The sequence below is a fragment of the Paenibacillus sp. FSL H7-0442 genome (assembly GCF_038593105.1).
Lineage (GTDB): Bacteria > Bacillota > Bacilli > Paenibacillales > Paenibacillaceae > Paenibacillus > Paenibacillus polymyxa_D.
This window is the reverse complement of sequence record NZ_CP151963.1, coordinates 1,254,507-1,278,418: the sequence shown is the minus strand read 5'-3', so window position 1 is coordinate 1,278,418 and position 23,912 is coordinate 1,254,507. Positions and strand designations below refer to the sequence as shown.

Genomic DNA, 23,912 nt, shown 5'->3' with positions numbered 1-23,912 from the left:
ATTAGTCCACCTTCGCTTTCATAAATTGTTCGATTTTAGTGTGTGCTTCTGCTACCGTAAACAGCTTGTCCTGTGTGCCAAAAAAGGCGCCTGCCAGCACTTCTTCTTTCACGGAAAACAATTGTTCTGCGTGCTCCTTTAGCTCCTCCAGCGTATAGCGAGGGCCACTTGCTTCCTGCCCGGCATATACCGGGGCCTTCTCATGGTCTTCCAAGGTCACTCGGACCACCTCATTTCAAAATAGGATGAATTTCCACTCTGCGAATCAACGCCGCTTCCTCAACTGGGCGCATACGCCGCTGTACTAGCATCAGCCGAAGCTGACCATCTAAAATGGCATCCGCCTGCAAATCGGCTGAAGCTTCAGCTGTAGACATATAACGGCCTTTGTCCTGATCCAGAGGAAGCTGGATTTGAGCGGCAAAGCCCTCGATCAGTGCGGAAGCTGCGCGGTTTTCTTCAGTGGTGTCCGGGGCGGTAATATGCCCGATGAACCGTTTGCGCAGCTCATACATGGAGGCTCCCGCCATCCTAGTTTCGCAGCCGCTCATCCGCCACAGTACCGCTTGCCGCCCCGGCTGTGCGGGCCATGCGTCGGCGTATACCGACCACGTTTCACCCAGTTGCTTCTGCGTCCAGCGGACCAGCGCGGCCAGCCACTCTTCCGGCTGTGTAGCACCGTTTGCTGGAGCGGGTGAACCACCTTCCGACTCAGGCACATACACGCCAAAACGCAGCGTTCTATAGGCCTTGCCCGTAACAGTGTCCAGCTTTTCTGCATCCCGCACGCCCAAATAGTGCGCGGTAAAAGCCGATGTGTCCTCACCTGCACCTGTCACTGGTTCCCGGTGCAGCCCGGCAATCAGGGCATTCGCCCATACGTCAGCCTGCGCCAGTCCGGCTTGTCCTGCGTACAGCATGATGCGGACAACCTGCCGATAGCCGGCCCAGGAAGACTTCCAGATTTCCTCGCCCAGCGCCATAACAGCATACGGCTCCTCTGCCGTCTGCGACGGTGGCTGAACATCGTATACACGCCCTTGCAGCGCTGGAATAATTTCAATAAGCTTTTGCTTAAAGGCTTGTCTCATTCTGCGGCATGCCACCTTTGCGTACCCTGCGTTCGCATGTTGTGGCTATTCAGCCAGGCTTTTTTCCACTTCCGTGTTCTCATCCGGCGCAGCTCCATACTCATGCATTGCAGCATCCCTTGCTTAGGCAACACGACTCCTCCTTTCTATTCAACGAATTCCCGGGAACCGACAGAGACGATCACCGCATGAAAAAACCGGCCCTAATGGCCGGCTAACGTTTGACTGTGTGTGTCTTCTGTATGTCCTCTTGTCTTGATTCCCGATGATATAATCTTACACCCTAATAACGAATGCGTTGCCGGGGAAATGGACGATAAAAGCAGAGACTAGGGATGATGTCGGGAGGTTTTTAGAGAACGTGTGTTCCTATTATAAAAAAGGCCTTGATCCCTGTTATTACAGGAAATCAAAGCCTTTAGGAAATGATATTAAATTATAAACGAGAACAAATGGATAATTATTACATCACCCCGATTTTCGATCCGCGCCCTTCTGCAAGCCTGCCAAATTTAAAACGCCTTGGTCCGCCAGTGCAAGCGCCATTTTGTAAAAAGCACGCGTGCGAAGCTTCGTATACGTATCCTTGCTGACTGGCGGGTCTAACACATAATTGTAAACCTTGTAATCGAACACATCGTCATCCTTTAAATAACGTTCACGGATAAGCAGCTGTTCGCGTTCATTCAAGCGGCTCACTACGGCATCCACCATTTCGCAGTAGGCCAAGCGGGCGGCAGGAGCATCTACATTATATACGGCTGTCCGGGCCGTTGGATCGCTTGTCACATTTGTTGGGCCGCTCGGGCGATCCGTATAGCCAGCCGTAATAAAGCTCTCCCGATCCATAAAGGTAATCGTTTTATAAATTCGGTATTTCTCAAACACACCCTCCAATGCATTCTGCGTTTTGCGACGGTCCAATTCGGGTAAGTTATTTCTCATGTAAAGCAACACTCCTTATATGCCTTTTGACAATGATGTATTTTTAAATGAAGATTTTGCAAAATCCTCAAATAGAAAACGCTCATGTTTACATTGTGTTCCCCTTTTGTTCGTATCTTGAGTATAACATAACATTATTTAGGATAGGTATCCATCCTCAAAAAAAGCAGTATAGCTCCAAAAACAGGATATTCGCTTTATTTTCCTATGCCTTTTGGCATATTACGTGCTTTTACTATTTACCTAATGGTATAATAAAAGCAATATCTATGATTCTCTTGCAGAAAGGAGCCCCCATTGTGGAACAGCCAGCATTCGGAACTTACTTAAAACAGCAGCGCGAGCACAAACACTTGAGCATCAACCAATTGGCAGACGCCGCAGGTATTAGCAATTCACAAATTTCCCGCATTGAAAATGGACTGCGCGGAATCCCCAAACCTTCCACTCTCCGCAAAATAGCGGATGCGCTTAGCGTATCCTATACCGAAATGATGAAGGCCGCCGGATATTGGGGAGACGATGATTCAATGGAGCAAAATCAACATGAACTTTATCGTTCTACTGTGCCAGAATGGGCAACCTCCAAAGACCGCCGGGATTTTAAAAAAATGCTGGAGGAAGACGACGAATTAATGTTCGATGGTATTCCGCTGGATGAAAAAGATCGTCAACGGATCAAGGACGTGCTGACAGGTCTGTTCTGGGAAGCCAAGCAGATGAACAAACATAAAAAGCCCAAAGAGCCCCGAACGGGCAAAGATCAGGGATAGCAGGTGATCGTATGAACGAGCTTATTCACAAACTTGTCCGAAAATACCGTACCAACTGTCCCTTTGATATTGCGAAAGCTCTGGGTATCCATATCCGATACTGCGATCTAGGCCCCACAACCAAAGGGCTGTATTACCACAAGTTGCGTAGAAGATTTATCGTTATCCACAATGGCCTCACACCCGAATGGGAACGGTTCGTCTGTGCGCATGAATTGGGACATGACCGACTGCATAAAGGCATTAGCCGCTTTTTTATGGAGGAGCACTCCTACTTTTCCCCAGGAAAATTTGAACAGCAGGCCAATCGGTTTGCCGTGCTTTTGTTGAGTGAAGGAAAACCGCCACTAGCTGACGAAACGTTGGATCACTATTTACCCCGGATCGGGCTGCCCAAAGAGACTGCCCTTTTTTTTGATCACAAAACAGAACGCTAGTTCCCCACCCGTAGGTTACTGTTTATTACTTCCTCTATAATATAGGTAACTAGACGATGGGTTTAACAACCGATATATCAAAAAATTTTAGTGCTTTGATATAAAATAGAAGTTATTTTTACAATCATCTGATAAAATGTGGTCGTAAGCGGTTTCTCTAATTCATTCATTTTATGGGAGGTTGAAGGAACAACATGAACTCATGGAAAAAACTCTCGTCGATCCTGACGACTGCCGCGCTTTTACTTGGGTGTCTCGGTACAGCAGCAGCAGACCCAGCAACCCATGTGGGAACAGCGGGAACGGCAACGACTCCAGTCAGCGGTAAACACATCACCATCCTACATACGAACGATACCCATGCCCACGTGGTCGCGAATGACAAGGAAATGGGATTCGCCAAGCTGGCGGGTATCATTGATCAGTACCGGGCTTCTAATCCCAATACACTGCTGCTAGATGACGGGGATACCGTTCATGGAACGACCTTCGCTACTTTGGTTAAAGGTGAGAGCATTGTGAAAGTGATTAACAAGCTGCGCTATGATGCTATGGTTCCGGGTAACCACGAGTTTAATTATGGTTGGAAGCATCTTGTCGAGCTAAGTAAGGAAATTCAGTTCCCTGTGCTCAGCGCCAATATTAAACAAACAGACGGAACACGTTTGTTCAAACCCTATGTTATTAAAGAAGTGGACGGCGTTAAAATCGGTATTATCGGTCTGACTACGCCAGAAACAGCATATAAGACGAATCCCAAAAATGTGGAGGGTATTCAATTCACCGATCCTGCGGCTGAGGCCAAAGCGGCTGTTGATGAAATCCGCAGCAAAGTAGATGTCGTTGTTGTTCTTGGTCACCTGGGGCAGGATGTGTCTAGTAAGGACACCAGCCTCAAAGTTGTTAAGGAAGTGCCTGGCATTGATATTTTCATCGATGGACACAGCCATACTGTACTGGAAAAAGGCTTGGTTAGTGACAATGGTACATTGATCGCTAGCGCAGGTGAATACACCAAGTATCTGGGTGTTGTGGACTTATGGGTCGACGGCGGTAAGGTTACGCAAAAGCAAGCCAAGCTGATTGATTCGACTCAAGCAGTGGACGTTCAGCCCAACGCTGAAATTGCTGCATTGATCGCCTCCATTCAAAAGGACCAGGAACCTATTCTAAAAGAGGTTGTAACGCAAACAAGTGTGGATCTGGAAGGAGCACGCGAAAAGGTACGTGCAAGTGAAACCAATCTCGGTGACCTACTCACCGATGCTATGCGTGACGTTTCGGGAGCAGATGTGGCTTTAACGAACGGTGGCGGCATCCGGGCTTCCATCAAGACAGGGACAGTAACCAAGGGAGACGTCATCACTGTGCTACCTTTCGGCAACCAGATCGTTACCTTGAAGGTGAAAGGCTCTGACATTCAGGCCGCACTGGAAAATGGTACAGCCTCCTATCCAGAGCCAAGCGGAGGTTTCCCGCAGGTATCAGGTATCTCGTTCAAAATAGACACATCAGCAGCCAAAGGCAGCCGTGTTCATTCCATTCTGATCGGCGGAAAGACACTTGATCCTGAGGCAACATATACACTGGCCACCAATGATTTTACTGCCGTAGGTGGTGACCAATATACGATGTTCGCTAAATATCCACAGGCAGGTATGTTCGGCTCGCTTGATGAGGCGTTAATCCGCTACATGCAAAAGGTGGGCTCCGCTAGCCTGCAAGTACAAGCAGACGGTCGCATTCAAGAAGCCAAGGCTGACGGTAAAATGTCTGTCCCTGCCACACAAGCTGCGCCATCTGCTTCAACCGCAACACCCGCACCTGTGCAGGAAAAGCCGCAATCCGTCTCTACACCGGCTGCGAAACCAGCGCCCGCAAAACCTGCACCGGCAAAGTCTCAAACAGCCAAGCCACAGCAGACATCCGATTCTGCACAAGTTACAAATAGCCATGTATATGTTGTGAAATCCGGGGATACGCTGTATGACATTTCCCGCAAACATGGTACCACCTGGCAACAGCTTCAACAGTTGAATAAGTTGAAGAATCCTCACCGTATTTATCCCGGACAAAAGTTAGATCTCCCGGCCTAATTCGATAGCTAGCAAAGGCAGCATCCTAGTGGTTCCGGATGCTGCCGTAGGTCAGGCGTTTATAGATATGCGATAGTCCAAGCTCATTTGGACATCGCATATTTTTTTAAAAAGCAAACCTTTTAACCGCTGACAAGTTGTGAACCGAGAGGTATGATGGAGAAGAGTCACTCGGGCAAGAACATTCGTCCCGATCCCCATCGGGATCAGTTATATGTGTGGAAGGAGTCCAGAAATGCAATACATTATTTACGATCTTGAATTTACCGTTAGTCGTAACGCCAGATATTCCTCCGAAATCATTGATATCGGTGCCGTCAAAGTTGTTCAGGGAGACGATGGCCTATACGTTGCGGATACGTTTCACAGTTTTGTAAGACCCTCGAATCGACCTGTACTCTCTACTGATACCGTTCAGTTCACGGGTATTACTCAACGAGACATTGATGCCGCTCCACTATTTCCTGAAGCTGTGAAGGAGTTCATAGCCTGGCTCGGTACGGATTCCCCTTATTATTTATGCGCATGGGGCCCGGATGACCGTCAGAAGCTGGTATCCCATTGTCGTACCCATCATGTAGATCTCGGATGGATTCATAATACAAATGATATACAGAAGCAGATTTCCCGTCTGCTTGGTTCCAATGGAAAGTACCGTCAGTTGAGCCTGTCTCAGGCGCTGGAATTGTGCAACATTGACTTTGACGGTCAACAACACCGGGCACTGGATGATGCCGTGAACACCGCTCAGGTTTTCATGTACCATTTTGATCGTATTACATTAGTTCATAATGCTGCTGACGATGAGGAAAGCCGTGGATCGAAGCTCGTCTACTCCTCACCTGAAGAAGAGCAGGAACAGTACAGTCCTTTTGGCAATCTCGCCAACCTGTTTAAGGACCGTTAAGCGGATAGCTCCCCGGCCCGTTCCGGGGGATCTCCCCCTGTTATTCTTAATTTCCTGCCTTTTTATCGAAATAGAATGCCCCCCAGGTCCGCAGCATTTCTTGCATTCGTTTGCGGTACCGTAAAGGCTCCAGGATCTCGGCCTCAGCTCCATAGGAAGTGAGCCAATCCAAAAATTCACGGTCATGATTGACCGTCACCTCAAACAACAAACTTCCATCCGGCAAATCCTTAAGAAAAGGCTTGATGAACAGTTCCTCTTCTTTGACCCGATATACAGACTCGGCAGAAAAACGTACCACAAACCGGATATTCTGATTTCCTTTGGTCACCGACCAGGTCCCTTTAAAAAACATTTCCATTTCAGTTGTATTTTTTTGAAACGTATACGGCAAAATTCTCATGTTCCGAAATCGGCTGATCCGAAAGGTTCTCATCGCGGATTGCTTGTGACAAAAACCAAGCATATAGAATCGCCGATCCTGCGGAACCAAACAATAAGGATCCACCTGAACGAGTGAAACATCTTCATTTTGAGGCGAACTGTATTCCGCTTCAATGGTCTGCTGCGTAAGACTCGCTAAAACAATCAGCCTGAGCAGATAGGGCTGGTTTTCCCGATCAAGTGTCGAGCCGAGCCGGACAATATTTTTCATTTCCTGCGCGAAGCTCGTCTGTTCCATCTTTTTTTTCTGACTAGAGGCCATCACTTTCTCATAAGCACTTTCAAAAGCTGGCGGTAAAAGAGGCTTTACCGTTTCCATAATCTCTCCCAGCTTAGTAAAAGCCTCTGCCTCTTCTTCCGTCCAATTCAGAGGATACAAAGCGAAATTGCTAATAAAAATGTACCCCTTGCCATGCCCCATATTCGCAATCGGTATATGCATAGCGCTTAGCGCCTCCATATCTCGGTATATGGTACGTTCTGATGTTTCACAACGTTCGGCAAGCTCTCTTGCCAATATCCCTGGATTTGCCTGAACAATAGTAATAATCCGCATTAAACGTATCAACCGATCAGTCAAGGAAGTCTCTCCTTTACAAAAAGATAGTAAATTAGACTCACTATATTACACAAATAAACTAGCATAATTGCCTATCTCAAAGTATCATTTTCAGTAAAATGAACATCTTCTAGCGATATTGCCTTATTGAAAAAGACTTTAGAACTATACGCTGTAAATGATACAAAAGTACCACTCCATTTATTACGTATAGCCAGAAGCAACTCGGCTTCCTGCAGGTAGTCCATATCATCGCTTCTTGCTGCACGTATAAGTAATTCATCTGCTTGTCTGGTAAGGATGAACGCCCCTTGCTCATATTCCCCTTTCTCGTACATACGCAATGCCTTTTTTACAATAGGGGACGTCTCATTCAGCTTTATGTATTTTTCCACCTTCGGGTTGGATGGAATGCTCAGCAGACCAAGATGATGCGTAAAATGGATGTAGAGCTGGTCTGTCCGGATCATCGTTCGCTTTTCCTGCGATGGCTTGCGCCAGCTCCACTCCATCATTCCAATCGTATGTCTTCCGGACGAGTGAGCCGGTATAGAAAACGTCAAAATAGCCTGTCTATATTTTCCCCGCCGTACATCACCACAGTGAACAAACATGCTATCTCCGTTTTCCGAGCGTTTAAAACCGAGCCTTACCCCTTCAGCTTTTAATAGACTTACCCCGTTTTCTGGAATGAACTGGAGTTGAAGGTCACATCCCGCTGCTTTCGGTATTAGATTTCCTTTTCTTTTACGTTTAGCTCCATAGCCCCATTCTATCAGTAGATTTACTTGTTTGGACCCATTCGCAGATATAGACTCTTTGTCCCATGTGTACGTTACATTGAGCATTGACTTCACCACTGGTAAATTCCCCCTAAAAGAACATGTAACTCTAAATTAACAGTGTTATCTGACACTATATTGTCAGGGAACGTATGTTTGATTGTGAAAATTATACATGGGAATCTTTATGAAGGGGGACCTAGTTTGGTAAATAACATTTTAAACCATTTGAATTACATGAACGCGCAAAAATAGCCCGGCGTATGCCGGGCTATTTTATAGTCTACTTCTATACTTAAACTTATGAGATTGTAGTTTCTGTTAAAGAAACATTCGTTTTTGTGCAAATATCAGATATAGGGGCAAAAGTAGTACTATCTACGACGAGATCCTTTGATAACGGCTTTCCATTTACAGTGATTTTTAAAGTTTTATAGTTTTGTTCTTTCTCATTCATCTTGCAAAATCTCCTTCTATATTAATTTTTAATATATTTCAGTTTATATATTCATATTTAAGACCTGATCAGGTGCGGATCGTTCTTTACTCGTATGCTAGAAAAAATGCCGGAATGTTGCCGCTTCCTTGATATACCCGTTTTTTGGTACACTTAAACTCATATATCGACTTTTTTTGAGATCATTTTCTCCGTATTTATCGTCCGTTTCTTCAAAAATCTGCATCCGTATCGTTATATTATACGTAACCATGTCATATGGGTAATGATCTATATCATCTAACATCTTGGTTTATCAAAAGGGGGAACATCTCTTGGCACGACCAACTTGTCGCTTTGCTTTGTATCGCCGCATTGTCTGCGCTGCTATAGCACTTTTGTTTATTTTTGGGATAACTCGTGTACCCGAAGTACATGCTGCTTATTGGGATGATGTATATCAGGGCTTCGAGCAATTTTCGCGGTTACCTGGTGATGTATATCAGCTCAAGGAAAGCTATCGACAAACCCAGGAGGATCTGGAAAAGGCCCGTAACAGCTTAGAAGCCTATCAAGAGCAAAACGCCCAATTGCTGGAGCAAAACCGCAAGCTGACTGACACAGTCACAGAATTAAAAAATCTTCAAACCCAGCGCGATCAGGCTTCACATCGAAATAAATTGCTCATTATCACAGCTATAATTCTGCTGGCCGGTTATTTTATGGGTATCCGACTGTTGCGTTACGGGATGCGTCGACGTTCGGGAAGATACTAACTGTCTGAAAGGATGAAAGGTCTGAATGGACATACAAGCAGGACAACACCATGATGAAAGCGTCGGTTCGGTCGTAACGCTCGATCTGGCGGAAGGAGAAAAGCTGCACGTTCTGCATCCGCAGCAAATCATCGCATACCGCGGACCCAGCTCAGGCCGCAGTGATAAACTGATGAATATTAAGGGCATGTATCGCAAACACAAACTGATTCAGGCCGATTTCACAGGAGCTTGTCGCCTAATTGCTGCACTTCCACCTGGCTTTAGTCTAAAAATGATTAAGCTTGAAGGAAGCGATGATCTGTTATACGATTTTCGCAACCTGTTCTGGTACAGCTCCGGTATCCAAATGCGTACTAAGCTGCTAAGCATGAAAAACATGTTGTTTAGCCGTGATGTTATAAAAATGAAATTTGATGGTGTGGGTCAAATCGGTCTTTTGACGCAGGGATTGGTGTGTCAGGAACAGCTTCATCCGACAGAACCGATATATGTGGATGCGAGCAGCGTCATTGCCTACCCCGAAAACGCCCATCTGGAGTTGACCGTGTACGGCAACCATCTGGCCAGCCAGCATATGAACTATCATTTTAAAATGACCGGACAGGGTACCGTACTATTCCATGCCGGGGAGCATCATCGGCGGCTCCAACAGGATATGAACGACGATGGCGTGATCAAGCGATTTTTAAGGGAAGTCATTCCATTTGGTGGAGTGTTTATCAAATAGCCCTGCCATGCTATAATGACAATGCTAAAGCCGTCTGTCCTCGTGGCAGATACTAATGAAGAAAATCCATGCGTCATGCATGGGAGAGGTTCGCGAACTCCCTCTATAAAAAACTAACGATGCTTTGTCCTCCGCAAGAAAAATGATTTCTCGGGGCAAGGCCTGTTTTTTGTTGAAGTCGGTTCAAGAACTCTCCTTCTTCCAAGTGACAAGACTTGTGTCTTGCACCATTCCAAGAAGATCGAGAGGTTTTTTTATGTTTGCAAACGAAAAAGCAGTCGTCGTATTCAGCGGCGGCCAAGACAGCACAACCTGTTTATTTTGGGCAAAAAAACATTTTGCTGAAGTAGAAACTGTGACGTTCGATTACGGTCAACGCCACAAGCAGGAAATCGAAGTAGCCGCTGGAATCGCCCGCGAACTGGGTGTTCCGCAAACGGTACTGGATATGAGCCTGCTTAATCAACTAGCCCCTAATGCCCTCACACGCACAGACATTGACATTACTCAACAGGAAGGCGAACTGCCTAGCACCTTTGTAGACGGTCGCAACCTACTGTTTCTGAGCTTCGCGGGAGTTCTCGCCAAGCAAAAAGGAGCGCGCCACATCATTACAGGCGTATGTGAGACGGATTTCAGCGGCTATCCTGATTGCCGGGATTCCTTTATCAAATCGCTGAACGTCACACTGAATCTTTCGATGGACTATCCCTTTGTGATTCATACCCCGCTTATGTGGTTGAACAAGGCCGAAACTTGGCACATGGCCGATGAGCTGAAAGCTTTTGAATTTGTAAGAACACGTACACTAACGTGCTATAACGGCGTCATTGGCGATGGCTGTGGCGAATGCCCTGCTTGCAAACTTCGCCGTGCTGGACTGGAGCAATATCTCGCGGTGCGCGGAGCTTCATCCCAAGGAGTTGAAGGTCATGCGTGAGCCAGGTACCTTTCGCATTGTCGATAAGCTCCAAGAGTTCGGGACAGACATTGAGCGCTCTCAGCTGCGTTATCACCGCAAACGTGTACTCGTCAGCAAACAATTTACATTCGATGCAGCACATCATTTGCACTGCTACGAAGGCAAATGCAAAAATCTGCACGGACATACCTATATCGTCGTATTTGGCATAAGCGGCATACCGGGCGAAACGGGTCTAACGCTAGATTTTGGTGACATCAAAACGATCTGGAAAGAGCGGATTGAGCCTTTTCTGGACCACCGTTACTTGAATGAGACGCTTCCTCCAATGAATACAACGGCGGAAAATATGGTCGTCTGGATCTTTGAACAAATGGAGTCAGCCTTGACCTCGGAGGCATACTGCAACCGTGTCGAAGGTGGACGTACCGAGTTTGTACGGTTGTTCGAGACACCTACCAGCTACGCCGAGTTCCGACGGGAGTGGATGCTCGATGAGTAATACCGTGACTACTCACCAACCCATGACAGCCTCCCACGGCACCCAAATAGCCCCTATTCCCGTACTGGAGGTGTTTGGTCCCACTGTTCAGGGCGAAGGTATGGTCATTGGTCGTAAAACGATGTTTGTTCGTACCGCAGGCTGCGATTACCATTGCTCGTGGTGCGACTCCGCCTTTACCTGGGACGGCAGCGCCAAGGATCAGATCCGTCGTCTGAGTGCCACGGACATTTGGCAGGAGCTGAAGGCCATCGGCGGCGAACGCTTTTCGCATGTGACCCTTTCTGGAGGCAATCCTGCCCTGCTACCGCAGCTTGGGGAGCTAATCACCCTGCTGCGCAGTCAAGGCATTGCCACCGCTGTCGAAACACAAGGCTCCCGTTGGCAGGAATGGCTGTACGATATCGATGAGGTAACCCTATCCCCGAAACCGCCCAGCTCGGGTATGACGACCAACTGGGATGTGCTGGATGATATTGTCGCCCGTCTGTCAAACCGGAAGAGGGCTAGTGAGTCCCAAGCGACATCCCACGTCGCAATCGCAACAGACTTGAAGGAACCCGCTAATGAATCTGCGCGGCTCTATACCGGAGCTTGCAGCTTGAAGGTCGTCATCTTCGATGACACCGATCTTGCCTATGCCCGCATCGTTCACGAGCGCTATCCACACGTACCGCTGTTCCTTCAGACGGGTAATCCAGATGTAAACACGGAGAATACCGGACAGATAGCGGAGTCCCTACTCCATCGTTATGAATGGCTTATCGACCGTGTCATGGACGATCCCCTACTAAACGACGTAAGAGTACTCCCGCAGCTCCACACCCTCGTATGGGGCAACAAACGCGGCGTATAACACTTATATGTAATATATTCCGTATGCGCTGTATGTGATACACAAAGGAGAGCATTACTCACTTCTATCCCAACCAATATGTAAACGGGTAGGGATTTTAGGATGGTGACGGCGGTCGGCAGCGGAGCGGAGGATTTGAAGCTGGAGAAGCGTTAGCGTTCGCCTTTGAAATGGGATTCTAACCTATATCTTTCGTCTTATCAGAAAGAATCCCATTTCAACAGCGATCAGAAGCTCAAATCATTCGCAGAGCGCCACCTAACCCCCACACCATAACTCCCTATTCCTTTTACCATTAAACCAAACTTACTTTAAGGAGCCTTATCCATATGACCGGAAGAACACCCGAAGAAATGACCGATGTTACCCTGCTTGGCAATCAAGGCACACAATACACGTTTGCCTATGATCCCGCCATTCTCGAAAGCTTTGATAATAAACATCCGTATCGGGATTATTTTGTAAAGTTCAATTGCCCGGAGTTCACCAGCCTGTGCCCGATTACAGGACAGCCTGATTTTGCAACCATCTATATCAGCTACATTCCCGATATTAAAATGGTAGAAAGCAAATCCCTTAAGCTGTACCTGTTCAGCTTCCGTAACCACGGCGATTTCCATGAAGACTGCGTCAATATCATCATGAATGACTTGATTAAGCTGATGGACCCTCGATACATTGAAGTATGGGGCAAATTCACGCCACGCGGCGGTATCTCTATCGACCCGTACACCAACTACGGCAAGCCAGGAACAAAGTATGAACAGATAGCGGAGCACCGCATGATGAATCATGATATGTACCCAGAAAAGGTTGATAACCGTTAAGCTAATAACTCTTCTGACATAGCGTAAATATCAAGGGGTTGTCCTAAAGTCATCAAATGACTCAGGGACAACCCCTTCGTTTTACTGAAAGGAGACTGTGCACGCTTGTGGCATTACACATCCAGATCAAATCTTGATTTTTTATATTCATACGGTGTTTTACCCATAACTTCTCTAAAAGCTTTTCTGAAAGATTTCTCGTTTGGAAACCCGACCTCGTAAGAAATTTCTGTAAGTGACTTATTAGTTGAATCCAGTAAATCGATCGCCTTCTCCAAACAAAGAATTTGCTTGTATTCGGTAAACGTCTGGCCTGTATATTTATGAAACATTCGCGACAAATAAGCCTCCGAATAACCGCAGATACGGGCCGTTTTGGCCAAGCTAATATTTTCAGTATAATGCTCTTTAATAAAGTCCATGATTGTCTTTATCTTTTGTTGCTTTTCACTGAATACTTCCGGTGGAATGTCTGTCGTCTGACTAAAATGATTGACAAGCAAATATTTCAGTTCAATAATTCGGCTTTGCTCTAAAATGTAGTCGTATTTGCTTTTGGAAATATGTAGATCATATATATCCATAAACAATCCTCTTAATTTAGAGATTATAGGTTCTTCAACTTGTTTCTCTTGCGTGTTTAAATGGATGATTACTTGTTCATTGGCAAAGAAAGTGTCTGGAAATTGCAGCACTATGACCTGGTTCTCCGTAATGCTCTGCGTGGAATGCGGAACATTGCTGTTAATGAATAGCGCATCCTTTTCCATCAAAATAGTTATTTTTCCTTCATGCCACACCTTTAGACTTCCACTTGTACAGTAGATCAACTCCATATTGCTGTGAAAATGCATAGGAATGACTCTTTCTGTATCTCTGGATTGGAACATAAAAAGGTTAATCATTTTTTTTCTGTCTATTTCGATATGTTCATATATTTTTTTCATCACCACACCTCATCAGCCAGCCATGAGTAATTCATCTGTATTCTATATTAAGGCATAAACTCTTATACTAATACTCATACTATACCGATAGTAAAATGCCCGGACAAGCAGAATCTATTCAACGGACCAAAAATAAAAAAGAAGGCAGTTCTTCCCGCAAACGGGATAATGAACAGCCTTCCTTAACCTGCTTGCAACCCGGCAAGCAAAAAAATGTTACCCTACACATTCCTGCAACTGATACATTCTAACTTCTCCTACATTGTCTCCTGCCTCAAGTAATACATTGCTTTGGTCTGCATCTTCTATGAAATAACGCAGGGAAAACACTTCTTCACCCTCATTCACAAAGATCTCCAGGCTTGAGCTTTCAATGAATATTTGCATTTCTGCAAGCTTATTATTTAATGTTGCTCTTCTGTACTCTCTCTCGCCAGTCAACCAGTTTGTTCTCCAAACGGTCAGACTGTTTTGTTCCTGATCATAGTCAATTTGCACAGCATCCCTTATGATCATTTTAAAATTTTCTGTCAGTAAGGAAAAATCAACAATTAGCTCCGCTTGTGTAGAAGGCAGCACCCACTCACTACTACTTTGAATTTCCCCTTTGTAATGCATGCCATCCAGCCTTAACAATTGTAATTCCGGCAATGGTTTCTGGTACAACACACCGTTCATCAGCACAACTTCTCTAGGAAGTGTTAATGCATGAATCCAGCCCTCCTGAATGGTCGGGACAGCCCTCTCCGCTTCCTCATTCATGGCGCTCATCCATCCGAACATAATGGTTCTGTCATTAACTTTGAATGATTGTGGAGCGTAAAAATCAAATCCTCGATCAAGCTCTTTAAAATCGGAAAGGTCCCCGTTGAATTTGCCTGTATTCGATAATTTGCCAACCATATATCCCGATTGATTAGGATTTTTATAATATTCGCCTCTCTCCGGTAAACCCTGAGGAGAGAAAACAAAAACATCATTTTCGGCAAAATGAAGTACGTCCGGACATTCCCACATATATCCAAATCGGTGGTCATGATCAACAAATGATCCTTGGCATTCCCAATCGGACAAATTTTTAGATTTGTAGATAAGTGTATCTCCAGTCAAATCTTCTCTCTGAGCACCAACAATCAACCACCAGTTCCCGTGTTGGTCTCTCCATACTTTCGGATCTCGAACATGCCTAGTGTAACCTTGGGGATGCTCAAACAAAGGGCCGATTTTTTGAAAATACTCTCCATCCTCCGAAATCGCGGCGCATTGATAGCTTTCTTTTACTCCATCATCTCGGATTACATTTCCTGTGTAAAACAGATACAGCTTTTCATTATGAACAATGCCCCCGCCCGAATAAATGCCATCCTTGTCATACCATTCCGAAGGCTCCAGCGCGACACTTTTCCTTTGCCAGTGCACCAGATCGCTGGAAACAACATGGCCCCAACATTTATTTTTATGCTCAGTTCCTTTTGGATTCCACTGATAAAACACATGATATTGATGATTGAAATAAGCAAGTCCATTAGGATCATTGAGCAAACCGTAAGGAGGGGTGATATGATATTTCAGGTTATACGCGTCGCTTTTATTCATGCTCATCCTCCGGTAAAAAAACAAAACTAAAACTCAGCAAAATTTCCTGCGAGCTTGACCCGATATAAACATCAAATTCACCGGGTTCACTTTTGTATTGCATTTCACGGTCATAAAATTTAAGCATTTCTTCATGAATTGAAAATTCAACATTTTGGGTCTCGCCACTTTGCAAAAACATTTTTTTAAAGTCTTTTAATTCTTTCACTGGTCTTGCAACACTTGCAAATTTATCGCGAATATATAATTGGATCGTTTCCTTTCCATCATAAATTCCAGTGTTGGTGACAGAAATACAGATATCAACTGACTCATTTTTCTTCATTTCTTTTTGGCTAATTGTTAATAGGCTGTATTCAAATGAGGTATAGGATTTGCCATAGCCAAATGGATACAAGGGTTCATTCACTTCATCTATATATCGGGATGCAAACCGATAAGAGCCATTTTCCTTTAAATTCGGTCTGCCTGTATTCAACTCATTGTAGGACATCGGAATTTGTCCCACGCTCCGTGGAAAGGTCATGGCTAATTTCCCCGATGGATTGACTTCCCCATACAGTATATTGGCCAGTGCTTCTCCGCCCATCGTTCCTGGATACCAGGCTTGAACAATAGCGTCCACTTTTCCGGCTACTTCGGTAAGAATCAAAGGTCTTCCACTATAAACGATCAGAACCGTCTTTTTGCCCAGTAAACTTAATTCATGGAGTAGTTTCATTTGCGGCTTAGGAAGCGTCGGGTTCGTTCGCGATCCCCCTTCTCCGCTCTGATAAATACTTTCTCCCAAGGCGAGGACAATGACATCCGCTTCGTTAGCATTTCGGATTGCTTCGCGCAGCAGGGCCTCCTCATCGACTGTTTCAGCAGCCAGCTTGTCCGCATATTTGCCAAGGGCTTCTCTTGCATTAGCAGGAAGCATGTGCGCCCCTTTGCAAACCGAGAGATTGTCGGGATCAACATGCTTTAATAATCCCATTTTCAAATTGACGGTATCCGCCTCATCCCCCTTAATGGCCCACATGCCCAGGGTGGAGTTTTCATCTGCGTAAGGACCGATTAAAGCTACTTTGGTATGTTTAGACAATGGCAGCAGTTGATTCTCATTTTTCAGCAAGACGACGGATTCTTCAGCCAAGGACAGCGCGGCTTTTTTATGTTCATCTGACAGAATGCTGTTTCTCGACCGCTGAACGGTTTCCTGTAATCCGCGGAACGGGTCCTCAAACAGCCCCAAATCATTTTTCAGCTTTAAAATACGGTATACCGCTTCATTCAACAGCCCCAGCATATGCTCGTTATCAGATACTACTTTCTCCAATTGATTGGCGTATACTGCTGTCTTCATATCCACATCAACACCAGCCAACAATGCCAGCCTTGCGGCGGAAGCCTCATCTTCGGCATAACCGTGCATGATCAGTTCTTCTATAGCGGCGTAATCCGAGATCAACACACCATTAAAATTCATCTCTCGTCTTAGCACGTCGCGGTTAAGCCACTCGTTTCCTGTTGCAGGAACGCCATTCAGGGTATTAAAGGCCGTCATAACAAGCTTTGCCCCCGCCTCGATTGCAGCTTGATATCCTGGCAAATAATATTCTCGCAGCGTGTGCTCCGACATATCCACGGCGTTATACTCACGTCCAGCGACAGGTGCCCCATAAGCGGCAAAATGTTTGACGCAAGCGGCAATTTTATTCGTTTGTATGATTCCTTCCAAGTTTCTCCCCTGGATCCCCTGAACCATGCTTTCAGCATATTTTTTCGCTAGCAAAGTATCCTCTCCAGGCGATTCCATCACCCGCCCCCAACGAGGATCTCTAACGATATCTACCATGGGGGAAAAGGTCACGTGCACACCTTCGTCATAACATTCCTGGGCAGCAATCGAACCTGCATGTTCTATACTCTCATAATTCCAACTACATGCTTGTGCAATCGGAATCGGGAAGATGGTTCGATACCCATAGATAATATCTGCCATGAACAGCAGCGGAATTTTATGAATCGATTTTTCCAAATAATCCGTTTGCAGTTGGATAATTTTTTCTGGATTAGTGATGTTCAATATGGAGCCCGTGTTATATATATTGTAGCCGGCGTTTAACCCTAATTTTTTTAAAGGACCCGTCACAACAGTGTCTATATCCCCTTCAAAAAAATCACCGGTCAGTTGGATGAGCTGGCCTATTTTCTCTTCTATTGAAAGGCTGTCCAATTTCTTAAGCAGTGTGTTGTTGTCCATGATTCTCCCCACATCATTTTATTTGTGATCTGTTTTTTCTTTAAACCCAAAGATCCACGTTAGTGCAAATGCCACAGCAAAGCCGATTACACAAACTAAGATATATATGAATATCTGATTGTTCAGGTACAATAACATTCCCGGTAGGGCTGTGATTGACATGCCCGTTGCTTGAACATTAAATATACGTGCGAAGAAACCGCCAACCGCTCCGCCAATCAAGCCCATCAAGAACGGTTTGCCATATCGAATGTTCACCCCAAAGATAGCGGGTTCTGTAATACCCAATAACGCAGACAAGGTAGAAGGATACGCAATGGATTTGGTTTTTACATTTTTAGATTTTAGACCAACAGCCAATGCAGCACCCGCTTGTGCGCAAATCGACGCTGAACTGATCGGGTTCACCATATTCCAACCATTGCCTACTAACATCTGTATTTCAATCAGGTTTAAGGCATGGTGCAGTCCGGTAACTACAATAATCTGATTGATGCCACCGTAAATAAATCCGCCGATGCCGTATGGTAATTTTAAAATGGCGGTAACACCCATTAATATTAAAGTTTCCACCTCGTGAAAAATGGGACCGATCACGAACAATCCCAGTACCAGTGTGATTAATAATGTCAAAAATGGTGTTAGAATTAAGTCCAATGCATCCGGGACTGATTTCCTGATTTTTTTCTCTAGCATCGCCCCCACGACACCTATTATGAAGGCAGGCAAAACCGAGCCCTGATAGCCTGCAATTTTAATGAATCCGAAAAACACTAGTGGTTCCTGAACTTTTTGAGCGACATCCCAAGATGTAGGCAACGAAGGACTTACTAACATTAATCCAATCAATATCCCCAATAGTGGTGATCCACCAAACACCCGGAAGGCCGACCAACATACCAACACGGGTAAAAATGCAAAAGCCGTATCGGTCAATATTTGCGTAAACAATATGAAATTCGCAGAAATATGATCAGGTGTAAGTCCAAATAACTGGAGCAGTGCAGGCTGAGTTACTAAGCCTCTAACTCCCATGAATAATCCTGTAGCTACCAATGCAGGCATAATCGGAACAAATACATCCCCAAAAACACGGATCATTCTTTTGAACCGATTATCACCTTGAGTGGAGGCCATCTCTTTCAAATCAGCCTTTGATGTAGCAGATATGCTTTGGCCAACCATGGCATCGTATACTTTATTTACAGTACCGGTTCCAAAAATAATTTGATATTGCCCAGAGGTAAAGAAAACGCCCTTGGCCTTATCAATATTCTCAATAAATTCATCATCAATAATTTCTCTATCTTTTACAATCAGCCTCAGCCGTGTGGCACAATGTGCCATGGAAATAATATTGTCTTCTCCGCCAAGCCCTTTAATGACATCTTGGGCTATTTTAACGTATTCTTTTTCAAGACTCATCAGTCTCTTCCTTTCCTCTGTTCCTCTTAGTTAGTCTGAATCATTAAAACGTTGATCAAATATGCTTCTTAAGAATATCATGACTGCGCTTTCAAACAGCGGGATTATTTTACTACATTAAGGTCAAATTTTGACCTTTTTATATCCTTGATTATAAATGCATACTAGCAACTGGTGCCTGATGAAACAATAAAGTGCACCCCTAGAATACACAATGGAATAACCTTCTGGTTTATTCCCATGTATTTTAAAGGTGCACTTCAATTGTTGTATAGAGAGTTACTTACGTTTTACTTAGTGACTTTCAACTGAGCACTGTCAGCTGTATAGATAACCTTCACTTTATAATTGCTTGGTAAACCTACCGTTTCAATGGAAGAAAATGCTCCATTTCGTTTAGCATAAGTTAAGATCGTAGCACCATTAGCCGGCACATATTTGTTAGAAAAGTTCAGGCGTAATTTTCCGTTGAGTATGGCTGTTCCCTTTATTTTGAGCACATCATTTTTAGTGCGTAGGTTAAGCTCAAGTGTTCCCTTGGCAGATTGTCTGTAATTTCCGCCAATAATCAGCTTCCCAGAAGCATTTTTAAGAAGAGTTCCCCCGTAATTCGTAATTCCGCCACTTCCGAAAGCCGTGTCCGAAGTTCCCTCCAAAGTACCTTGGTCGATCTGTGTACCGCCGGAATACGTATTGTTGCCCATTAGTTTCAACGTACCTGTTCCCTTTTTAGTCAGCTTTCCAACACCAGATATATTATTGCGCCAGCGATCCAATGCATTGAAACCACCTTTGGAAGCGTCCATATTCACCGTCACATTATTGGCGAAAGCACCGTAGCCATCCGCAGCGGAAAACAAGTTCAATCGTCCCCATCCCTCAGCATCATCAAGTACAGGATATCCGGAAGGAATTCCCGTGGTAGCCAAAACCCAACGACGTTGTGTGCTATCCAGGTAAGGCAAGCGTGTCTCCAATAGTACCTCAGCTCCCTTAGGCACTATCATAGGCGTCGCGGTTGGATTAACCTGACTGAATCCGTATGTTAATCGTTGATTATAATTTTTTTTGTTTGTGGCATAATTGCTGAACCGATCTGGAGCTGTACCTTTTTGAGACAGCAGTTGTTTACGAGCATCCTGATAAGCCGCTTTCTTCAAACTGCTATTGGCTGGATCAGACAGGATAGCAGCAGCCATCGCTGTTGCCATGACACGCCCTCCCATAACATCAAGCGGGGAATGCATACCAGCAACAGCACGGTTATTGCCCAGCTCCGAAGCTCGCGTCAGCAGTTCCTGATAACGCTCCGGCACGGCGTAGGCCATAGCAATAGAACTGAGATACGCAGCATTGGTATGACCGCTAGGAAAGCCGCCATCGCTAGTAGCATCAGCTTTGAGAGCGGGAATAAGGCTCGGAACAACTACTGAGTTATCGCTCCAGCGAAACGGGCGAGGATAGCTAAAATAAGACTTAGCCGGGTTCGTCGTAGAATATTCTCCGCGCAAGGTATTTACCAGATTTACGATGTTGCCGAGATTGGAGCTTGTACTCCCAGCATTCGTTCCCTCATCTTCGTATTTCTTAGTCAGGGCATCTGCCGGAATGTCGTTGATCGTTGTCGTGGCACCTGCATTCTTTCGATATACATCAGTGAGCGAACCCAGCCCGTCGATCACACTGTAGCTCTGGTTTCTGCGATCATCCAAATAAGCCGCATCGGCCTCACTGGAAGTGCGACGGGCAGCGATATCAATCACTTTTTGAATATTGGCGTCCAGCACGCTGCTGTTTAGCTTGGCACCTGTATCCCAGGTAGCGCCGGGAGTCCAAAGCTTATTAAATTCGGAGAGCAACCCGAGGGTCGGATTAGAGCTTTCCGTCTTATTTGCAGAACTATTATTTTTATAATGATCTACGAAATATCCCCACGACGGTTCTGTTGGAGTTACCGCTGTTGGTAGGGTTGCTGCACTCGCATAACTTCCACCCAGGGAACCTAGAAGTAAGGGTAAAGATAGTAATGCAACTGATAATGGTTTCCTTAGCGATTTCATTCTCAAATCAGATCCTCTCTTCTCTTGTGCTCTTCATACTTTCTCTACGGAGCTATTATCTATATAACAAGATGTATGACATAAAGAATCATATCTTAAGTTTGTTAAATTAAGAGCTTAGTTTTGTTAAATGAAAAAAAGGCATCCCAAGATTCGTATATACGAATCTGGAGATACCTCTTTCAAACCGTTATAGAAAATCAGCTACCCTACAGCCATACTTCTATGACTTTGCCATTTACGAAAGCTACTGCCTTGAAATAAAGACTACGATTGCCGTATACCCAGGCTTCGATTTGAGTTCCGTTTGAAGCAGCCCCCTTTTCTCTGACTGTTGGGCTTCCCCATGCGAACTGCACCTGCGTCGTATTCATGCCCAAGCTTACCTCGTTATTTTTAATCTTGTTCCAGATGGCTTGCGACCATTGGTATTTGTTGTACGGATCGTAAGTTAGAAATTGATCGGAATCAGACAGCATTTGTGGAATGCGTGAAGCTCCGATAATGGAAAACGTGTCATAAGTTTCGCCATTAGCCCCCTGGAAAATAACTTCGTAAGATTTAACACCGTTCGGGTCTGTGCTGACTTCGATGTCTTTAACTGTTACCTTGCCAAATCGCTCTCCAGCGTTATAGAAGTTATTGACCCAATAGGTTTTGCCAATTAATTTGGACAGACTACCCAGATCAATGGCTTTGATAATTTTAGCCGTTTCCGGCGTCTCAATGACCAGCTTGGTAGCGCCCACAGATAATTCGCCTTGCTGACGGTCACGATTCCATTTGAATCCGCCCAACTTCAGATCGGTCAGTAATGTTCCCGGGAATACAACCTGTCCGTTAACCGTTTGAACCTTGCCCTTCAGTGCAACAGGTTTACCATTCACTATCGCGGTGGAACTCCCTTTTTGGAGTACGATATTGTTTTTACCCAGCTTGATCGTAAATGCCTGGTTTGCCACGGTAACAGATCCACCCAGCGTCTTGAACACAGACTGCACAGGCAAATACACACTGCCGTTTAGTATAGCCGCCCCGGTCAAGGTTTGGCCAGACGATACCTTTAGTGTAAAAGAAGAGGGTATACCTTCGTTCCGCAGAGATACGGCTGTGCTGCCAATGCCCCTTACTTTGAGTGTACCGGAACCATTCTGCTGTAGCTCGGCAACCTGTGGTTTCTCCACTTCAATCTCACTAGCTTCGGGATGACGTGTTAGTCGATAACCGTTCGAATACGTCTCTTGTACATTTAATTGAATCGTATCGCCGATGGCAGCCTCTTTGGAGGTCGTCAACAAGGACATACCCGTTAATGTAGGCAAACTTAGCGCAGTCGTGGTTCCGTCCTTATAGCCGACCCAAGAGCCATCCTTTAATTGTGCAAAAAGTTCGTCAGGCGAATCAACCAACCTTGCAACATTAGATAACCCGCTAAGTTGCACCGCAGGATATTTTTTCAGCCGATCATAGCTCCATACCGTCCCGTCGCGATGTACAGTAATCAAGACATGTGTACCTTTTTTCCACAATATCGAAGTAATATCACTTCCCACTTCACGTGGCGGTTCATTGGTCAGCATATCCAGCATCGTGACATGACCATCTTCCTTAAGTATTGCAGCATACGCCGTACTCATTTTGATATCAAGCGCACCATCTACATGACCTATCTTGCGGGGCTTAGATTCTGCGTACCCTGTGGAATACCATACATCACCGGATCGAGTAAGAACCGTAAAGTAGGTACTTACCTTATCACCGTCTATAGCATCCGATATTCCCTCGACCTGTTCTCTTCCCCAGGAGATCGTCCCATCGGTTTTAATAGCCAGACCCTCTCCGGTAATCTCCTTTACTCCTGAAGATTGGGCCGTCACTTTTGGGTCGGAGTTATCATCCCAGATGGCTACCTTCCCGTCCTCAGTCCAGCCATAATAACCTTGACTCTTGTCTTTGCTGCCTGTAATGCCCTTCAAATTCAATTTCTCAATAGCCGGGCCATCTATACTCTTTCTCCATAAAGAACCATCATCCAGTATGTAGTTATTCCGGTCGATCACGTCTATAATTTTAGCATTTTTCCAAGTGTTGTTCGTCGTTACATTTGCCGCTACTGCTGTTTCTCCAGTGTTTAACGTAGTTCCCACCACCGCTCCACATACCACGGATACTGCCAGCAAAATCATCCCTGCTTTTCTCATCGTGATTCCCCTTTTCTATCTCTATTTCCATATCAGTAACTTGCATAATTCCATTCCCAACGCTCAAAAATACAATATATAAACGAACTAGATCGCTTCGATCTCTATATTACTGATTTGAAAGCCTTTTTGGGATTGATACAAAATACTCACATATATATCGGTTTTGGGGATGGTAAATGTTTGAATTTCGATATGCCATTTTAGAAATTCTAACTAAATGGAGCAATGAAGAGTATCCAGCAGGATGGGCAAGCAGTAATGAGTAAAGGTGGCCTTCATCCCACTTTCAGCCATTTGCTGCAAACGGATCGCTTCCTATATCTTAAAATATACATACATATTCGGAGGT

At 45.1% G+C, this 23,912-nt stretch carries 23 protein-coding genes and 1 riboswitch; of the genes, 10 read left to right on the top strand and 13 right to left on the bottom strand.

Annotation, left to right across the window (positions count from 1 at the left end):
- Position 1 precedes the first annotated feature (1 nt).
- The 4 genes from MHH57_RS05750 to MHH57_RS05735 form a co-directional block, all read right to left on the bottom strand.
- On the bottom strand, positions 2-220 hold the full coding sequence (locus tag MHH57_RS05750) for a hypothetical protein (RefSeq protein WP_340884611.1): 219 nt from the start codon (positions 218-220) through the stop codon (positions 2-4).
- A 10-nt stretch (positions 221-230) separates the two neighbouring features.
- Positions 231-1,091, bottom strand: coding sequence for a hypothetical protein (locus tag MHH57_RS05745; protein ID WP_342434935.1), 861 nt, complete (start codon positions 1,089-1,091; stop codon positions 231-233).
- Positions 1,088-1,222: a hypothetical protein gene (locus tag MHH57_RS05740; protein ID WP_256026078.1), complete on the bottom strand. Its 135-nt coding sequence runs from the start codon at positions 1,220-1,222 to the stop codon at positions 1,088-1,090. Before MHH57_RS05740 ends, MHH57_RS05745 begins: the two co-directional genes overlap by 4 nt.
- Positions 1,223-1,559: 337 nt before the next feature.
- Positions 1,560-2,036 (bottom strand): ArpU family phage packaging/lysis transcriptional regulator, encoded by a 477-nt coding sequence (locus tag MHH57_RS05735; protein WP_342434934.1) that lies wholly within the window; start codon positions 2,034-2,036, stop codon positions 1,560-1,562.
- A 299-nt stretch (positions 2,037-2,335) separates the two neighbouring features.
- Between MHH57_RS05735 and MHH57_RS05730 the strand changes: the two genes are divergently transcribed.
- From MHH57_RS05730 to MHH57_RS05715, 4 genes are all read left to right on the top strand, one after another.
- Complete coding sequence (locus tag MHH57_RS05730) at positions 2,336-2,809, top strand: helix-turn-helix domain-containing protein (protein ID WP_029516156.1); 474 nt, start codon at positions 2,336-2,338, stop codon at positions 2,807-2,809.
- A gap of 11 nt (positions 2,810-2,820) precedes the next feature.
- The gene (locus MHH57_RS05725; RefSeq protein WP_029516155.1) at positions 2,821-3,246 is read left to right on the top strand and encodes an ImmA/IrrE family metallo-endopeptidase; all 426 of its coding nucleotides are present in this window, start codon (positions 2,821-2,823) and stop codon (positions 3,244-3,246) included.
- Between the two features lie 194 nt (positions 3,247-3,440).
- Positions 3,441-5,342 carry a 5'-nucleotidase C-terminal domain-containing protein gene (locus tag MHH57_RS05720; protein ID WP_342434933.1) on the top strand — a complete coding sequence of 634 codons (1,902 nt, stop codon included), beginning with the start codon at positions 3,441-3,443 and terminating at the stop codon, positions 5,340-5,342.
- Between the two features lie 235 nt (positions 5,343-5,577).
- Positions 5,578-6,249, top strand: a complete 672-nt coding sequence (locus tag MHH57_RS05715) for a 3'-5' exonuclease (RefSeq protein WP_029516153.1) — start codon at positions 5,578-5,580, stop codon at positions 6,247-6,249.
- A 46-nt stretch (positions 6,250-6,295) separates the two neighbouring features.
- Here MHH57_RS05715 and MHH57_RS05710 read toward each other — a convergent pair whose 3' ends face one another.
- The 3 genes from MHH57_RS05710 to MHH57_RS05700 form a co-directional block, all read right to left on the bottom strand.
- A complete protein-coding gene (locus tag MHH57_RS05710) occupies positions 6,296-7,273 on the bottom strand; it encodes a WYL domain-containing protein (RefSeq protein ID WP_029516152.1) in 978 nt (325 codons plus the stop codon).
- 71 nt (positions 7,274-7,344) lie between these two features.
- The gene (locus tag MHH57_RS05705) at positions 7,345-8,112 is read right to left on the bottom strand and encodes a hypothetical protein (RefSeq protein ID WP_029516151.1); all 768 of its coding nucleotides are present in this window, start codon (positions 8,110-8,112) and stop codon (positions 7,345-7,347) included.
- Positions 8,113-8,335: 223 nt separating this feature from the next.
- On the bottom strand, positions 8,336-8,491 hold the full coding sequence (locus MHH57_RS05700) for a hypothetical protein (RefSeq protein ID WP_165144572.1): 156 nt from the start codon (positions 8,489-8,491) through the stop codon (positions 8,336-8,338).
- Positions 8,492-8,805: 314 nt separating this feature from the next.
- Between MHH57_RS05700 and MHH57_RS05695 the strand changes: the two genes are divergently transcribed.
- The 6 genes from MHH57_RS05695 to queF all read left to right on the top strand — a co-directional run bounded on the left by MHH57_RS05695 (position 8,806) and on the right by queF (position 13,083).
- Complete coding sequence (locus MHH57_RS05695) at positions 8,806-9,246, top strand: hypothetical protein (RefSeq protein WP_069011543.1); 441 nt, start codon at positions 8,806-8,808, stop codon at positions 9,244-9,246.
- Positions 9,247-9,271: 25 nt separating this feature from the next.
- Positions 9,272-9,976, top strand: a complete 705-nt coding sequence (locus MHH57_RS05690; RefSeq protein ID WP_069011542.1) for an AIM24 family protein — start codon at positions 9,272-9,274, stop codon at positions 9,974-9,976.
- Between the two features lie 79 nt (positions 9,977-10,055).
- A riboswitch (PreQ1 riboswitch) is annotated at positions 10,056-10,099 on the top strand.
- 133 nt (positions 10,100-10,232) lie between these two features.
- Positions 10,233-10,916, top strand: coding sequence for a 7-cyano-7-deazaguanine synthase QueC (gene queC / locus MHH57_RS05685; RefSeq protein ID WP_025720578.1), 684 nt, complete (start codon positions 10,233-10,235; stop codon positions 10,914-10,916).
- Positions 10,909-11,400 carry a 6-carboxytetrahydropterin synthase QueD gene (gene queD, locus MHH57_RS05680; RefSeq protein ID WP_318627003.1) on the top strand — a complete coding sequence of 164 codons (492 nt, stop codon included), beginning with the start codon at positions 10,909-10,911 and terminating at the stop codon, positions 11,398-11,400. Before queC ends, queD begins: the two co-directional genes overlap by 8 nt.
- Entirely contained in the window at positions 11,393-12,256 is an 864-nt protein-coding gene (gene queE / locus MHH57_RS05675) for a 7-carboxy-7-deazaguanine synthase QueE (protein WP_342434932.1), read from the top strand. The genes queD and queE overlap by 8 nt, the downstream gene beginning before the upstream one ends.
- Before the next feature lie 329 nt (positions 12,257-12,585).
- Positions 12,586-13,083, top strand: a complete 498-nt coding sequence (gene queF, locus MHH57_RS05670; RefSeq protein ID WP_029516147.1) for a preQ(1) synthase — start codon at positions 12,586-12,588, stop codon at positions 13,081-13,083.
- 113 nt (positions 13,084-13,196) lie between these two features.
- Here the strand turns inward: queF and MHH57_RS05665 are convergent, their stop codons facing one another.
- The 6 genes from MHH57_RS05665 to MHH57_RS05640 form a co-directional block, all read right to left on the bottom strand.
- Entirely contained in the window at positions 13,197-14,030 is an 834-nt protein-coding gene (locus MHH57_RS05665; RefSeq protein ID WP_029516146.1) for an AraC family transcriptional regulator, read from the bottom strand.
- 216 nt (positions 14,031-14,246) lie between these two features.
- Positions 14,247-15,626: a glycoside hydrolase family 32 protein gene (locus MHH57_RS05660; protein WP_340931546.1), complete on the bottom strand. Its 1,380-nt coding sequence runs from the start codon at positions 15,624-15,626 to the stop codon at positions 14,247-14,249.
- Positions 15,619-17,874: a beta-glucosidase BglX gene (bglX, locus tag MHH57_RS05655; RefSeq protein WP_342434931.1), complete on the bottom strand. Its 2,256-nt coding sequence runs from the start codon at positions 17,872-17,874 to the stop codon at positions 15,619-15,621. The genes MHH57_RS05660 and bglX overlap by 8 nt, the downstream gene beginning before the upstream one ends.
- Before the next feature lie 18 nt (positions 17,875-17,892).
- Positions 17,893-19,299, bottom strand: a complete 1,407-nt coding sequence (locus tag MHH57_RS05650) for a sucrose-specific PTS transporter subunit IIBC (protein ID WP_322251256.1) — start codon at positions 19,297-19,299, stop codon at positions 17,893-17,895.
- A 290-nt stretch (positions 19,300-19,589) separates the two neighbouring features.
- Positions 19,590-21,359 carry a phosphatase PAP2 family protein gene (locus MHH57_RS05645; protein ID WP_342434930.1) on the bottom strand — a complete coding sequence of 590 codons (1,770 nt, stop codon included), beginning with the start codon at positions 21,357-21,359 and terminating at the stop codon, positions 19,590-19,592.
- 209 nt (positions 21,360-21,568) lie between these two features.
- Positions 21,569-23,560 carry a copper amine oxidase N-terminal domain-containing protein gene (locus tag MHH57_RS05640; RefSeq protein ID WP_342434929.1) on the bottom strand — a complete coding sequence of 664 codons (1,992 nt, stop codon included), beginning with the start codon at positions 23,558-23,560 and terminating at the stop codon, positions 21,569-21,571.
- Positions 23,561-23,912: the final 352 nt, after the last annotated feature.